Here is a 15156-nt window from a genome sequence, read left to right on the forward strand (position 1 = left end):
GGTTCATTCTCCGTTGCATTGTTTGGCTTTGCGCTGCTCCAGATAGCGATCTGGCCAACCCATATCCTTGCGCAGGTCACGCGGGAGATTGTCGAGCGCGCGTTGTGTGAGGATGAAGCGTCGACGTTCGTCCTGCCTGCGCATGTATTCTTTCAGAACTGCGAGCAGTGGTGCGATTGCGAGTGCCATGGTGAATCCCTCTTCTCTAGGAAGATACTATGACACAGGGCTCCTGACAGCTATCTGTCAGGAGGGATCGCTTTATTATCATCCTAATATTAGCGCACCGCAATTACTTGATCAGGCTTTAAACCGTGGTGTGGCGGTGTAGCTCAGTGGCAGACGACCACCATCTGCATAGATCGTCTGGCCGGTGACATAACTCGAATCACGGGATGCCAGAAACGACGCAATTGCTGCGATTTCAGAAGCTTGACCGATTCGCCCGAGCGGCGTGCGCTCGACAATCTTTTTGCGTGCTTCGGCATTCGTGTTTACGGCTGACAGCATATCAGTTTCGATGGAACCCGGACCAATTGCATTGACCCGAATCCCCCATTTGGCAAGTGCCACTGCCATCGTGCGTGTCAGCTGGTTCATGCCGCCTTTGGAGACAGAATAAGCAAGTTGTTCCGGTAAGCCGAATATCGCATTGATCGACGACATGTTGATGATGCTGCCAGCCTCGCCCCCCGCTTCCACGCGGGCAACCATACGTTTGGCGACAGCCTGACCACAGAGAAACGCGCCTTTGAGATTGACGCGCATCACGCGATCGAAGTCTTCTTCCTTGAGATCGAGAAAATCGGCCTGATGCACGATGCCTGCATTGTTGACGAGGATATCAATCTCACCAAGATTGGTGGCGGCATAGGTCAGAAGATTGTGAATATCGAGCTTGTCGCCAACATCGCAAGCAATGCCGAGAACCTTGCCATACTGTTCCAGATCCCTGACAGCCTTTGACGCTCCTGTGCCGTCTATATCCGACACAACAACGCTCGCACCATCCATGAGGAAACGCTTGGCAATGGCATAGCCAATACCGCGGGCAGCACCCGTGACGATTGCCACCTTGCCTTCTAACTGCATCGATCAATCTCCGAATTTTGACGGAGAGTGGACCGGCGACTTGCGCCGGTCAAGAGTTGGAAGCGCATCCCGAAAAGTGTGAAGCGGTTTTCGGATTTGATGTGCGATAATGCAGAGCTACGCAAAAGCCAGACCGATGTGTCGCTCTCGTAAAACTGAGCTGATTTCATCGAGAATAGCCGGATCGTCGATGGTGGCTGGCATTTTCCATTCTTCGCCATCCGCAATTTTCTGGATCGTTGATCGCAATATTTTCCCCGAACGGGTCTTTGGCAGGCGCTTTACGGTCAAAGCCAGTCGGAAAGCAGCGATAGGGCCAATGACATCGCGAATCATACTGACACATTCCTTCTCGACCTCGTGCGTATCGCGGTCGATATTGGATTTCAGCACAAGGAAGCCGCAGGGCACCTGACCTTTGACGGCATCGGAAATGCCAAGCACCGCACATTCTGCAACATCGGGATGACTGGACAGCACTTCCTCCATGGCCCCCGTCGAAAGACGGTGGCCCGCGACATTGATGATGTCGTCGGTGCGGCTCATGATGTAGAGATAGCCGTCTTCATCCATGTAGCCCGCGTCAGCGGTTTTATAATAGCCGGGAAATTCGTTGAGATAGGCTTTGCGAAAACGGTCATCGGCGTTCCACAGGGTTGGCAGACAGCCGGGCGGTAATGGCAATTTGATCAGGATGTTGCCGAGCTGACCGCGTTCGACCTCATGGCCTGCATCATCGAGCACGCGAATATCATAGCCTGGCAGGCAGACAGCGGGGGAGCCGTATTTGGTTTCGAGCAGTCCAAGGCCAAGCGGGTTGGCAACCATCGGCCAGCCACTTTCAGTCTGCCACCAATGATCGATTACCGGACAGCCGAGCAGATTTTCCGCCCAGTGGATCGTGTCAGGATCTGCGCGTTCACCAGCAAGATAAAGGGCGCGGAATTTGGAAAGATCGTAGCGTCGCACGAAATTGCCGTCTGCGTCTTCCTTCTTGATAGCACGCAGCGCAGTAGGCGCGGTGAACATCACTTCAACACCATGCTCCGCGATAATGCGCCAGTAGGTGCCAGCATCAGGCGTTCCGATGGGTTTGCCTTCAAAAAGGATACTGGTCGCGCCTGCAATCAGCGGTGCATAGACGATGTAGGAGTGACCGACCACCCAGCCGACATCGGATGCTGCCCAGAAAACCTGTCCCGGCTCAATACCGAAGACATGTTTCAGCGACCATGCGAGCGCCACCATATGCCCGCCATTGTCGCGCACCACGCCTTTGGGCTCGCCGGTGGTGCCCGATGTGTAAAGCACATAAAGCGGATCGGTGGCTGCGACCGATGTGCAAGGGACATGACGACCGCGCGCCGCATCTACTGCTGATCGATAATCGATATCGCGACCTTCAATAAGATTGTGCGGATGTTGTTCGCGCTGGAGGATGATGCAGTGTTTGACTTTGTGGTGGGCAGTTGCAATCGCCTTGTCGAGCATCGCCTGATAGGGCACGACGCGCGTTGGTTCGATGCCGCATGAACCGGCAATGATCATCACGGGCTTTGCATCATCGATACGGGTTGCAAGCTCGTTGGCGGCAAAGCCACCAAACACCACCGAATGCACGGCGCCGATTCGAGCGCAAGCCAGCATGGCAATGGCTGCTTCCGGCACCATCGGCATATAAATGAGAATGCGGTCACCTTTCGTTACACCATTGTCGAGCATGACGGCAGACAGCGCCACAACCTCTTCGAGCAATTCGGAATAGGTGAATTTGCGTGCCGAATTTGTAACAGGACTATCGTAGATAAGCGCTACCTGATCACCACGCCCATTTGCGACATGGCGGTCGAGTGCATTGTAGCAGGTGTTGCATTCGGCTCCCGTGAACCAACGACCATAGACACCTTCATCGCTTGCGAGAACCTGATCCCACGGCTTGAACCAGTCGATGGCCTTGGCTGCTTCGGCCCAAAAACCTTCGGGGTCGTTCTGCCATGCGGCATAGGTTTCGGCATATCTTGACGTCATGCGTTCCTCCCAGAAGCGCGTGCTCTACCAGACCGGATGGCCCGCAAAAGCGTCGCGATAACATGCTGGATGAAAGCGCAAGACAGGCCAGTTTGGCCTCGTCTCCTCCATGCGCTTTTCATCACCTCCGGTGGTTAGTGTATGCTGACGATTAAAGCCTCGTCCATGAAACTAAAGATGAATAAGTGTATCATAGCCACCGTATAATTTGATGAGGCTTGCGGGATACGAATGGCTGGGCCACAAGAAAGCATGAGAGGTGTTTTGTGACCAAAGTCCTGCCTGTGCTGCTTATGGCCCTCATGGGCTTGCACATCATCAAGCCGCTTGGCTTGCCGGGTTTGAAGAAACGTGGTGATTTCTGGAAGATCGCTGTTATTGCAATCTTTGTAATGGCATTGGCCGTTGGGTTTCATTTTGCGGAAAACTAAAAGGCCCGGTCGTAAACCAGGCCTTTCATGTGCAATATCCGGTTAGGCAGCTTTTTCGAGGTCTTTTTGCCAGCCGCCAGTTGCAGCAAGGCCATTCATCTTGGCGCGATGCGCAAAGGCACGCTGGCCAGCAGCAACGTTTTCGTCCTTGCCGCCCCAGGCTTCCAGTGAAGCGGCTTGCAACGCACGGCCATAGGAGAAGGTCATTTTCCATGGCATTTCGAAGCCGGCATTCATTGCAGACAGATGTGCTGTTGCTTCTTCGCCAGTCTGGCCACCCGACAGGAAAGCAATGCCCGGCACTGCGGCAGGGACCGTGTTGCGGAAGCAGCGGACGGTCTTTTCGGCCACTTCTTCAACAGAGGCTTTGCGCGCCTTCTTGCCGTCGATAACCATGTTCGGTTTCAGGATTATGCCTTCAAGTCTGACGCGTGCGTCGTAGAGTTCTGTGAAAACGGTCTTGAGCACCCATTCGGTGACTTCGTAGCAACGGTCGATGGAATGATCGCCCGGCTTGCCATCCATCAGCACTTCCGGCTCAACGATTGGCACGATACCCGCTTCCTGACAGAGTGCCGCATAACGGGCGAGGGCCTGCGCGTTTTGCTTGACCGCTCCCCATGTCGGAAGCCCATCAGAGATGGAAATCACAGCGCGCCATTTCGCAAAGCGTGCGCCAACGCCATAATATTCGTTGAGGCGCTCACGCAGGCCATCAAGACCTTCCGTGATGGTTTCACCGTCAAAACCTGCAAGAGGTTTTGCACCGGCGTCAACCTTGATGCCCGGAACAGCACCCGCCTTGCGGATAAGATCGACAAGTGGTGTGCCGTCTTTGGCCTTCTGACGAATGGTTTCATCATAGAGGATGACGCCAGAAATGTAATTCTTCATCGCGTCGTCAGAGCGGAGCAGCATCTCGCGATAATCGCGGCGCGAATCCTCAGTCGAGGCGAGGCCGATGCTTTCAAAACGTTTTGCGATGGTGCCGGAGCTTTCGTCCGCAGCCAGAATCCCTTTGCCGTTTGCGACGAGTGCAATTGCAATATCTTCAAGACGTTCGGTCATGTGTTAGCTCCTTAAGGCCCCGCAAGGGGCAATATTGGGAAGCTGGGCAAAGAGCCTCAGCCGCTCTCAAGACACATATTCATTTTCGATAGCAGAAGAGTTAGGCCAACAAAATGGCAGCGCAAGTGGTTGAAACGATTGAAATTTTTTCAAACGATTTAGCCGGGACAAGTTTTCTTACCGGCTGTCAGAACTCTGCTCTAATTGGCGTGCAGAATGAATATTCCAGATTCGACAGACGAATATGCGATTTCAACCCCATTTGGTTTTGACATGACGCCTGAGAATCCCATCTAAAGGATATCAATTATAAGGAGGAGAGATGCGAAGTGCCCTACTAAGCCTGCCGTTCATTCTGGCTGCATCGATGATCGCCCTTCCGGCTCAGACCGCCTTTGCGGACAGCATCAATGCAGGAAGCAGGGAAGCCACCACTGAATTGCCTTTCAATGTGGCAGCAGTGGCGGAATTTGACACACCATGGGCGATTGCATTTCTGCCGGGCGGCAAACTGATCCTCACCGAGAAGGGTGGCAAGATTTTTGTCGTAACCGAAAAGGGTGAGAAGACGGAAGTTGCAGGCGTGCCGGAGGTTTTGTTCAGCGGCCAGAATGGTCTGCTGGATGTTGTTCCTGCGCCTGATTTTGCCAAGAGCAAGGCGATCTATTTCACCTATGTCATGCCGGAAAATGGTGGCGGCGCGCTCATTTTGGCGCGTGCAACGCTGTCTGAAGGCAAGGGCAAGGCTGAGCTTAAGGATATCAAGGCAATTTGGCAGCAGGCTACGCCCGCGAAGGGCGGCCAGCCAGGCGGCAAGATTGCCTTTGCGCTGGACAAAAAACATCTGTTCTTGTCGGTCGGTGATCGAATGTCACCGGCGACTGCTCAGGATGAAAATGCACCGATGGGCAAAATCCTGCGCATGAACCTCGACGGTTCTGTGCCCAAGGATAATCCGATGGCTTCCGAAGGCGGCGTTAAGGCACTGACATGGACAACGGGTCATCGTAATCCCTATGGGCTAGCTTTCGCGCCGGACGGCAAATTGTGGGAACATGAGATGGGGCCGCGCGGTGGCGACGAGTTCAATCTCATCAAGCCGGGTCTCAATTACGGCTGGCCGGTTGTCTCCAATGGCGACAATTATAGTGGCCGTCCGATCCCGCGCCACAGCACGCGGCCAGAGTTCGAAGCACCGATGCTGTTCTGGACGCCGGTGATCTCGCCGGGCGGACTGGCATTCTACAAGGGCAAAATGTTTGCCGACTGGAATGGCTCTGCGCTGATCGCTGGCCTTTCGTCGATGGCGCTGATCCGCGTGACGATCAACAGCGACGGTCAGCCGAATGAAACTGAACGGTTTTCCATGGAAAACCGTATTCGCGACGTGGCAGTTGGTCCTGACGGCGCGATCTGGGTGATTGAGGATGATAATCCTGGGCGGTTGTTGAAATTGACGCCTAAGACATAAAGAAAAAGCCCGGAGGAAACCCCGGGCTTTTCGTTTTCTTACTTCTTCAGCACATCAACGCCGGGAAGTGGCTTGCCTTCCATCCATTCAAGGAAAGCGCCGCCAGCGGTCGAGATATAGGTAAAGTCGTCGGCGACACCTGCATGGTTGAGCGCTGCAACAGTGTCGCCGCCGCCGCCGACAGATACCAGCTTGCCTGCCTTGGTGCGAGCTGCAACATGCTTGGCTGTCTTGACGGTTGCTGCATCGAAAGGACGCAATTCGAATGCGCCGAGCGGGCCGTTCCAGACGAGTGTTGCCGCATCATCGATGGCCGAGGCGATCAGGTCGGTGGAAAGCGCGCCAGCATCCAGAATCATGCCGTCGCTTGGCACAGCGTCAACGCCATAGGTCTGGTTTGGTGTGTCGGCAGCAAAATGCCAGCCAACAACCGCATCGACAGGCAGAATGATGGCGCATTTGGTCTTTTCAGCCTTGGCCATGATTTCGCGCGCAGTGTGAGCAAGGTCATGTTCGCAAAGCGATTTGCCGACATCGCGGCCTTGTGCTGCGAGGAAAGTGTTGGCCATGCCGCCACCAATCACCAGTGCATCAACCTTCTCGATAAGGTTTGACAACAGGTCGAGCTTGGTCGAAACCTTGGCGCCGCCAACGATTGCAACGACCGGACGCGCTGGCTGACCGAGGCCCTTTTCAAGCGCTTCAAGTTCTGCCTGCATGGCGCGGCCTGCATAGGCTGGCAGCACATGGGCGAGACCTTCGGTCGAAGCGTGCGCGCGGTGCGCTGCCGAGAAGGCGTCATTGACATAGATGTCTCCGTTGGCTGCAAGTGCTGCAACGAATTCTGGATCGTTCTTTTCTTCGCCCTTGTGGAAGCGGGTGTTTTCAAGAAGCAGAACATCGCCGTCTTTGAGTGCCTCCACTGCCGACTTGGCTTTATCGCCAATGCAATCTTCGGCAAAATGCACTCCGTGACCAAGCACTTTTGCGAGCGGCTTGACGACGTGTTTCAGGGAGTTTTCGTCAGAAGAAACGCCTTTTGGACGGCCGAAATGAGCGAGCAGGATGACTTTGGCACCCTTCTTCGACAGTTCCGCAATGGTTGGAACAATACGTTCGATACGGGTGAGGTCGGTTACCTCGCCGTTAGCCATAGGCACGTTGAGGTCAACGCGAACCAGAACGCGTTTTGATTTGACGTCGGCATCATCGAGGGTGCGGAAACTCATGAGAATTCTCCCGGGGCTTTTTCCAGCAGTCTGTGAGCGATTATCGCTCAGACAGGCAGGCGCTGGAACAGGGTTGGGTAATCGGTGACAAGCCCGTCTTCATCGACGGGCAATTCAGCGGTAAACGTGCGGTCGGCGGCAGCGTAACGGTAGAGCTTGTCTTCCTTAAGACAGGTATAACGTTGGCTGTCTCGCAACGGACGGAAACTATTGAACGGTACATAGAGCATGTCGAGCTGTACCGTGCCGCTTTCGGGCGTCAAACCCAAACGGCGGATAGGCAGAGTATTCGTGAAAGGTGTTCCTGCCAGATCAATGTCTATGCAACCATCAAACTCGGATAGTACGTCGCCGGCCATAGTAGTCCAGCGCCCATTTCCATCGGATTTGAGTTCGAGCGTTAAGCCGGATGTCGTTTCGATGAGGAAATGGAATACGCGCCAGTCGCTTGCGCAATCGATGCTATAACGTACACCGTAAGGAACATCGCCACGCTCGCCGATAATAACGCCAGTTGCGTTGATAGTGTTACCGGCGGGCGTGATATTGAGATGTTCGAGCCCTTCTCCTTCCAGCGAACGCCAGCGCGCAACGGTGGGGAGAAGGGAGCGAAACATTGAGCTGCTTAGATCAGCTTGCCGAAAGCGACTGCAGTGTCGCTCATGCGGCTCGAGAAGCCCCATTCATTGTCGTACCAAGACAGGATGCGTACCATCGTGCCGTCCATGACCTTGGTCTGGTCGGTGTGGAAGATCGACGAATGCGAATCGTGGTTGAAGTCGTGCGATACGAGTGGTTCATCGGTGTAACCGAGGATGCCCTTGAGACGGCCATTGGCAGCTTCGCGGATCGCATTGTTGATTTCTTCAACAGTGGTCGTGCGCTTGGCGACGAAGGTCAGGTCGACAACCGAGACATTCGGGGTTGGAACGCGGATTGCAACGCCGTCGAGCTTGCCCTTGAGTTCTGGCAGAACCAGACCAACAGCCTTTGCAGCACCCGTCGAAGTCGGGATCATGGAAAGTGCTGCTGCGCGTGCGCGGTAGAGATCCTTGTGCATGGTGTCCAGCGTTGGCTGGTCGCCCGTGTAGGAGTGGATCGTGGTCATGAAGCCCTTTTCGATGCCGATTGCATCGTTGAGAACCTGAGCCACTGGCGCGAGGCAGTTGGTGGTGCAAGAAGCGTTGGAAATGACCAGGTGGTCCTTCGTCAGCTTGTCGTGGTTCACACCGTAGACGACAGTGAGGTCAGCACCGTCGGCAGGAGCTGAAACGATGACGCGCTTGGCACCTGCTTCAAGATGAAGAGCGGCCTTGTCGCGTGCAGTGAAAATGCCGGTGCATTCCAGAGCGATATCGACGCCTTCTTCTTTCCACGGCAATTCAGCCGGGTTGCGAACAGCGTGTACCTTGATCGGACCGTAGCCAACGTCGATGGTGTCGCCAACGACTTTTACTTCTTTTGGAAAACGACCATGAACGCTGTCATAGCGCAGCAGATGCGCATTTGTTTCCACCGGGCCAAGGTCGTTGATTGCAACGACCTGAATGTCGGTGCGGCCTGATTCGACGATAGCGCGGAGGACATTACGGCCGATGCGGCCAAAACCGTTGATTGCGACGCGAACTGCCATTTTCTCTAAATCTCCCGAAAGGGTTCTGCATATGCAGTGGCTTGATAAAACAGTTGAATGCGTTTGGGAACGCCCCAACTGGAAACGTAAACGCCGGCGTGTTTAACGCCGGCGTTTGATAATTATGCGGCGGCGTTGAGTTTCTTTTCCGCGGCTTCGGCAGCAGCTTCTGCTGTGATGCCGAAATGCTTGTAAAGATCGTTGATCTCGCCCGAAGCGCCGAAGCCCTTCATGCCGATGAACACGCCGTTGTCGCCGATGAAGCGTTCCCAGCCGAGGCCGAGCGCTGCTTCGATAGCAATCTTGACCGGCGCATTTCCAAGCGTTGCCTGCTTGTATGCATCGCTCTGTTCTTCAAACAGCTCAAAGCAAGGAACGGAAACAACACGGGTTGCAATGCCCTTGCCTTCGAGAAGGTCGCGAGCCTTGAGCGCGATTTCCACTTCCGAACCGGTTGCGAAGATCGTGACTTTGGCATCGTTGCTTGCGGCTGCAAGTTCGTATGCGCCGAATGCGGAGAGGTTTTCTTCGCGATGTTCGGTACGCACGACTGGCAGGTTCTGACGGGTCAGAGCGAGCGTCGAAGGGGTCTTTGTCGACTTCAGTGCAAGCTGCCAGCATTCTGCTGCTTCCACTGCGTCTGCCGGACGGAAGACGTTGTGGTTTGGAATTGCGCGCAGAACAGCCAGATGTTCGACCGGCTGGTGGGTCGGACCATCTTCGCCAAGACCAATCGAATCATGCGTCATGACGTAAACGACGCGGATGCCCATCAGCGACGACAGACGCATTGCCGGACGGCAATAATCTGAGAAGGTCAGGAAGGTGCCGGAGTAAGGAATGACGCCGCCATGCAGTGTCATGCCATTCATCGCAGCCGCCATGCCGTGTTCGCGGATACCATAGTGGACGTAACGGCCACCGTAGTTTTCTGGCGTCACAGCTTTGGTCTGGCTGGTCTTGGTGTTGTTGGAACCGGTCAGGTCGGCAGAGCCGCCGATGGTTTCAGGAACAACGCCATTGATGACTTCCAGAGCCATTTCCGACGCCTTGCGGGTCGCAACCTTGGGCTTTTCAGCGGAAAGCTTCCTTTTATATTCGATGATGGTTTCATCGAAGTTTGCAGGCAGATCGCCACGCATGCGACGTTCAAATTCTGCACGGGTTTCAGCATCGACATTTGCCAGACGCTTTTCCCATTCCTGACGCTTCTTGGCAGAGTTCAGGCCAGCAACGCGCCAAGCGTCGAGAACCTCAGCAGGAACCACAAATGGTTCTGCCGACCAGCCAAGTGCCTTACGGGTCGCAGCGATTTCTTCTGCGCCGAGTGGCGAGCCGTGGACCTTGTTCGTGCCGGCCTTGTTTGGCGAACCGAAACCAATGGTGGTCTTGCACGCGATGAGCGTTGGCTTTTCCGAAACCTTGGCCAGTTCGATAGCCTTGGCAATCGCATCCTGATCATGGCCGTCAACAGCAAGCGTATTCCAGCCGGAAGCGGCGAAACGTGCAGGCTGGTCGGTGTTATCGGAAAGGGAAACGGCACCGTCGATGGTGATGTTGTTGTCATCCCAGAAGACGATGAGCTTGTTAAGCTTCAGATGGCCGGCAAGCGCGATGGCTTCCTGGCTGATGCCTTCCATGAGGCAGCCGTCACCGGCAATCACATAGGTGTAATGGTCAACAAGGCTGTCGCCGAACTGTGCGTTCAGGATGCGCTCGGACAGCGCCATTCCGACAGCATTGGCAATGCCCTGACCAAGTGGACCGGTGGTGGTCTCGATGCCTGCGGCATGACCATATTCCGGGTGACCTGCGGTGCGCGAGCCCAGCTGACGGAAATTCTTGATTTCGTCGATGGTGATATCTTCGTAGCCCGAGAGGAAGAGCAGCGAATAAAGAAGCATTGAGCCGTGACCTGCTGACAGCACGAAACGGTCGCGATCTGGCCAATGTGGGTTCTGCGGGTCGTGCGACAGGAAACGCGTATAGAGCGTTGTCGCGATGTCGGCTGCGCCCATCGGCAGGCCGGGATGGCCGGAATTGGCTTTCTCAACCGCATCAATCGAGAGAAAGCGGATAGCGTTGGCCAACTGGTTTTGTTTATCGGAATTCGTCATGGTCTCGGCCGTCTTTCCATAGAGGTTTTAACGGGGTTGCGGCGATGCCTCGGGACTGAAGCACGAACTCCTTATACTAAACGATTTAATCTCTTTAAACCGATTAAATTCTTCAGATGCTCGCGCTGCAGAAGGCTTTGGGACACATAGCACCTGCGCCCGAGGAGTCAACAAAACGATGACTTTTGAACGATAAACAGTCCGCGACTGTGCGTTGAATGCGGGCAATTTATGGGCTGTTCATCACCGAAAAGCCTTTTTTGCGCTGATAACGGTGCATGAACAGCCAGTCTGGCTCGTCATTTGTTGCTTATCGGGCGGTCGATTATTACAGTATTTTCAAAGATGCCCGTCCGGCAGGCGCGATTCGATGTCTGTGATCTGGCATTGGAAAGGATATGGATGGCACCCGAAACGACCCTCAGGCAGGTCCTTGAACGGCTGGAAAAGGCACTCAATACGCTTGAACAAGCGGTGGACCTGCGGCTGGACAAGGAAGGCGATTTCGCCGAAGCCGAGGAAGAGGTGCAGCGCATGAACGCTGACCGCAGCCGTCTTGCTCAGGAACTCGATCAGTCTGAGGCGCGCGCGGAACGGCTGGAAGCCGCAAATCGCGAAGTCTCGCGTCGTCTTGTGACGGCGATGGAGACCATACGCGCCGTTCTGGATCGATAGGGGAATAAGCATGGCGACTGTTACCGTTACCATTGACGGCAAAGCTTATCGCATGGCCTGTGACGAAGGGCAGGAGGAGCATCTCTCAGGTCTTGCTGATCGTTTCGACCAATACGTCACCCATCTCAAATCTTCTTTCGGCGAAATCGGCGATCTGCGTCTGACGGTGATGGCCGGCATCATGGTGATGGATGAGCTTGCCGAAACGCAGAAGCGTATTAAAGGGCTTGAGGCCGAAATTGAAACTTTGCGCCGATCCCGCGATGAGGCACTGACCAGTGCCGACAAGAACGATGCGGCGATTACCGGTCTGCTTTCGGACGTAGCCGCTCGGCTTGAACAGGTCGCCTCGCGCATTGCGCCGCGCCCAAGCTCTTCGTAACGAAAATATAATAGCTCATATCAAGGTAGCTACTGGCGCTCACCTGTGACAGGGCCTATATAGGTTGTCGGCGTACTGCGCTTCCCGACAGGTGTTACAGCATCCCCGGGGCCTTATTGATCTCTAAGGGAGCTGTCCCTGTGAAGGCCTGTGGGCTTTCGCATATGGCACCCACCTACGTTGTAGGTTCCCGGGATCAATCACAACCATCGGTCGTCGTGGTCGCCACTTTTCTCTAAATTACGCATTTTTCCTAACTTGTGCATGGTCCGGGCCAAAGGTGCCTCGCGCTTTCGGTTCAAATGCTCTAAAACGCGTTATCCTTCAAAGATATGTGCGTTTTTAGATGAATTCTTCTTCCCCAAATGTAGCCGGCTTTTTTGAACGTTTGCGCGTGGCTGTTCCAGTCGCAGTGGCTTACGGGCTTTTGCTCTATCTCCTGATTTGGGTGAGCACAGCGCGGGAATGGATGCCGTTCATCGGCGGGCTTATGCTTTTGCCGATGGCGATATCAAGTCTTGCTTCCAGCCTCAGCGATCCGCGTGCAGAAAAAGACCTCTGGCGTCATGTAAGAATGGGCTGGATGATTATCGGCGGTTTGGTTGTCGTCAGCATGGTTGGCTTCAGAGAAGGTGGCATTTGCGTCGTGATGGCATCGCCATTTTTCTGCATTTTCTCCGCACTGGGTTCATGGGTGACGCTTTCGCTTATTCGGCGTTTCCGCACACCGCGTTCCACGATGCTGGTGATCGCGCTGCCGTTGCTGTTTTATCCGCTTGAGCCATTGCTGAAATATGAGCCGCATGATGGGGCTGTGACAACAATCATTGACATCGCAGCGCCACCGGAAGTGGTTTGGCAACAAACGGCGGAAATCCGCAATGTACGTCAGGACGAGCTATCATGGACATTCAGCCATGGCATCGTTGGCGTTCCACAGCCCGTGGACGCTCGTCTTGAGGGAACGGGCATCGGTGCCGTGCGTCAGCTTGAATGGACGCGGGGCGTCAAGTTTCAGGAAGTCGTGACGCGCTGGGAAGAAAACAAGCTTTTAGCGTGGGATTTCCGGTTTTTGTCTGATTCGATTCCCGCGGCTGTCGAGGCCCATATCAATGTGAACAGCAACTATCTCAAGCTCGCCAATGGCGATTATCGTCTTGAAGCATTGCCGAACGGTCATACGCGCCTCACACTCACTACCCGCTATCAGATTGCGACGCCGATCAATTTCTACTGTGACCTGTGGGGCAAGGTTTTCCTGAATGATTTTCATAGTGTTGTGCTGAAAGTCATTCGGGATCGCTCAGAACAGATTGCAGCTGCTTCTTGACGGATGCCGCCATTCCGGCTCCACTAATGTTTATCTCCCAAAAGTGGGAACCGGTTATTGGATAAAGACATACGAGAAAACAAGGGCTTAAATCGTGTTGCATGGATATGATTAAACACGACATGCTTTAGCAAAATCACTGGAGGGCGCTGCAATGAACGACGATGGACAGCCACGAGGCGATGACAAGCAGGCATTAAGGCGTGAGGTGCTTTCGCGCCGTGACGCACTTGATCCCCGGTTTCGCTATGAGGCTTCCTTGTCGGCAGCGAAGAAGGCTGAAACGGCTATCGTTGCCCTCAAAGGCATGATGATCGCTGGTTACTGGCCAATCCGTTCAGAGATCGATCCGCGCCCGTTGTTGTCTTACATGCGTGAAAAGGGTGTGCGGCTCTGCCTGCCTGTTGTGCTCGACAAGGTAACGATTGCTTTTCGTGAATTTCTACCCGATGCGGAACTCGTTCAAACAGGTTTCGGTACCATGGGACCAGACAAAAATGCACCGCTGGTCGATCCTGCGATCATGCTGATGCCGCTGGCGGGTTTTGACAAGCGTGGACATCGGTTGGGTTATGGTGCTGGGCATTATGACCGAGCGCTGGCTCGCTTTGCCGAACGCGGTCTGGAGCCGCTGTTAGTCGGGATGGCTTTTGACTGCCAGGAAGTGCCACATGTGCCCAATGAGCCGCACGACATTGCTCTTCACCATATACTGACCGAGACCGGCTTGCGCTCATTCAATCAGGGCTGATAAAGACGCATTTATGAGATTACTTTTTCTTGGTGACATGGTGGGCCGGTCGGGGCGCACGGCGGTCTATGAAAAGCTGCCGGGGCTGATCTCTGATCTCAAGCTGGATTTTGTGATCGTCAACGGTGAAAACGCCGCTGGCGGCTTCGGCATAACCGAAGAAATTTTTCACGACACGATCCGCGCAGGCGCGGATGTGGTGACGACGGGAAACCACGTATGGGATCAGCGCGAAGCGCTGGATTTTTCCAAGCGTGAAGATCGGTTTCTGCGTCCGGCCAATTTTCCGAAAGGAACAGCGGGTAAAGGCGAGGGGCTCTTCATTGCGAAGAACGGCGCGCGCGTGCTGGTGTCCAATGTGATGGGCCGCGTGTTCATGCATCCGGACCTCGATGATCCTTTCATCGCTGCCGAGAAGATCCTTGAAGCTTGCCCGCTTGGTGAACAGGCGGATGCGGTGTTCTTCGATTTCCATGCGGAAGCAACCAGTGAAAAGCAGTGCTTCGGCCATTTCGTCGATGGGCGGGCGAGCGCCGTTGTTGGAACGCATACCCATGTGCCGACCGCTGATTGCCAGATACTGCGCAATGGCACTGCTTATATGTCTGATGCAGGCATGTGCGGCGACTATGACTCGTCGCTTGGTATGGATAAGGAAGAGCCGCTCAATCGCTTTTTGTCGAAAGTACCCAAAGGCCGTTTTGAAGCGGCCAGCGGCCCAGCGACAATTTGCGGTGTCGGGATCGAGATTTCCGACCGTACGGGTCTTGCCGAAAAAGTGGCTCCTTTGCGTATCGGCGCAAGGCTTGAAGAGGCCATTCCGGAATTCTGGAAATAAAGCATCTGAGCCAAAAGTGGGAACCGGTTTTGCGTTCGGAAATGCGTAAAAACAAATAGTTACAGCGGTTCCAACGATTAAGTCTTAACTGGAACCGCTGTAACGCTTCAT

General features: G+C 54.5%; 15 protein-coding genes and 1 other RNA gene. 8 read left to right on the forward strand and 8 right to left on the reverse strand.

Annotation, left to right across the window (positions count from 1 at the left end):
• Positions 1–3: 3 nt before the first annotated feature.
• The 3 genes from QBD00_RS17770 to QBD00_RS17780 all read right to left on the reverse strand — a co-directional run bounded on the left by QBD00_RS17770 (position 4) and on the right by QBD00_RS17780 (position 3120).
• On the reverse strand, positions 4–189 hold the full coding sequence (locus tag QBD00_RS17770; RefSeq protein WP_095447352.1) for a hypothetical protein: 186 nt from the start codon (positions 187–189) through the stop codon (positions 4–6).
• Positions 190–300: 111 nt separating this feature from the next.
• Positions 301–1092 carry an SDR family oxidoreductase gene (locus QBD00_RS17775; protein WP_318580141.1) on the reverse strand — a complete coding sequence of 264 codons (792 nt, stop codon included), beginning with the start codon at positions 1090–1092 and terminating at the stop codon, positions 301–303.
• 117 nt (positions 1093–1209) lie between these two features.
• The gene (locus tag QBD00_RS17780; protein ID WP_318580142.1) at positions 1210–3120 is read right to left on the reverse strand and encodes a propionyl-CoA synthetase; all 1911 of its coding nucleotides are present in this window, start codon (positions 3118–3120) and stop codon (positions 1210–1212) included.
• Positions 3121–3386: 266 nt separating this feature from the next.
• Here QBD00_RS17780 and QBD00_RS17785 point away from each other — a divergent pair, with 266 nt between their 5' ends.
• Entirely contained in the window at positions 3387–3551 is a 165-nt protein-coding gene (locus QBD00_RS17785; protein WP_167388303.1) for a hypothetical protein, read from the forward strand.
• Between the two features lie 42 nt (positions 3552–3593).
• Here QBD00_RS17785 and QBD00_RS17790 read toward each other — a convergent pair whose 3' ends face one another.
• Positions 3594–4619, reverse strand: a complete 1026-nt coding sequence (locus QBD00_RS17790) for a class I fructose-bisphosphate aldolase (protein WP_318580143.1) — start codon at positions 4617–4619, stop codon at positions 3594–3596.
• A gap of 322 nt (positions 4620–4941) precedes the next feature.
• Here QBD00_RS17790 and QBD00_RS17795 point away from each other — a divergent pair, with 322 nt between their 5' ends.
• Positions 4942–6090 carry a PQQ-dependent sugar dehydrogenase gene (locus QBD00_RS17795; protein WP_095447348.1) on the forward strand — a complete coding sequence of 383 codons (1149 nt, stop codon included), beginning with the start codon at positions 4942–4944 and terminating at the stop codon, positions 6088–6090.
• Positions 6091–6128: 38 nt separating this feature from the next.
• On the opposite strand, the gene QBD00_RS17800 is transcribed toward QBD00_RS17795, so the two are convergent.
• The 4 genes from QBD00_RS17800 to tkt all read right to left on the reverse strand — a co-directional run bounded on the left by QBD00_RS17800 (position 6129) and on the right by tkt (position 11069).
• Complete coding sequence (locus QBD00_RS17800; RefSeq protein WP_095447347.1) at positions 6129–7319, reverse strand: phosphoglycerate kinase; 1191 nt, start codon at positions 7317–7319, stop codon at positions 6129–6131.
• Positions 7320–7366: 47 nt separating this feature from the next.
• Complete coding sequence (locus QBD00_RS17805; RefSeq protein WP_095447346.1) at positions 7367–7936, reverse strand: putative glycolipid-binding domain-containing protein; 570 nt, start codon at positions 7934–7936, stop codon at positions 7367–7369.
• An 8-nt stretch (positions 7937–7944) separates the two neighbouring features.
• Positions 7945–8952: a type I glyceraldehyde-3-phosphate dehydrogenase gene (gene gap / locus QBD00_RS17810; protein WP_095447345.1), complete on the reverse strand. Its 1008-nt coding sequence runs from the start codon at positions 8950–8952 to the stop codon at positions 7945–7947.
• A gap of 122 nt (positions 8953–9074) precedes the next feature.
• Entirely contained in the window at positions 9075–11069 is a 1995-nt protein-coding gene (gene tkt / locus QBD00_RS17815) for a transketolase (RefSeq protein WP_318580144.1), read from the reverse strand.
• Positions 11070–11471: 402 nt separating this feature from the next.
• On the opposite strand from tkt, the gene QBD00_RS17820 reads away from it, so the two are divergent.
• The 6 genes from QBD00_RS17820 (at position 11472) to QBD00_RS17845 (ending at position 15045) form a co-directional block, all read left to right on the forward strand.
• The gene (locus tag QBD00_RS17820) at positions 11472–11744 is read left to right on the forward strand and encodes a DUF4164 domain-containing protein (protein ID WP_010661399.1); all 273 of its coding nucleotides are present in this window, start codon (positions 11472–11474) and stop codon (positions 11742–11744) included.
• A gap of 10 nt (positions 11745–11754) precedes the next feature.
• Positions 11755–12126 (forward strand): cell division protein ZapA, encoded by a 372-nt coding sequence (locus QBD00_RS17825; protein WP_318580145.1) that lies wholly within the window; start codon positions 11755–11757, stop codon positions 12124–12126.
• A 69-nt stretch (positions 12127–12195) separates the two neighbouring features.
• A non-coding RNA gene (gene ssrS, locus QBD00_RS17830) (6S RNA) lies at positions 12196–12354 on the forward strand.
• 118 nt (positions 12355–12472) lie between these two features.
• Positions 12473–13456, forward strand: a complete 984-nt coding sequence (locus tag QBD00_RS17835) for an SRPBCC family protein (protein ID WP_318580146.1) — start codon at positions 12473–12475, stop codon at positions 13454–13456.
• Between the two features lie 154 nt (positions 13457–13610).
• The gene (locus QBD00_RS17840; protein ID WP_318580147.1) at positions 13611–14207 is read left to right on the forward strand and encodes a 5-formyltetrahydrofolate cyclo-ligase; all 597 of its coding nucleotides are present in this window, start codon (positions 13611–13613) and stop codon (positions 14205–14207) included.
• Positions 14208–14220: 13 nt separating this feature from the next.
• Positions 14221–15045: a TIGR00282 family metallophosphoesterase gene (locus tag QBD00_RS17845; protein ID WP_095447340.1), complete on the forward strand. Its 825-nt coding sequence runs from the start codon at positions 14221–14223 to the stop codon at positions 15043–15045.
• Positions 15046–15156: the final 111 nt, after the last annotated feature.

The sequence above is a fragment of the Ochrobactrum sp. AN78 genome (genome assembly GCF_029909885.1).
Lineage (GTDB): Bacteria > Pseudomonadota > Alphaproteobacteria > Rhizobiales > Rhizobiaceae > Brucella > Brucella quorumnocens.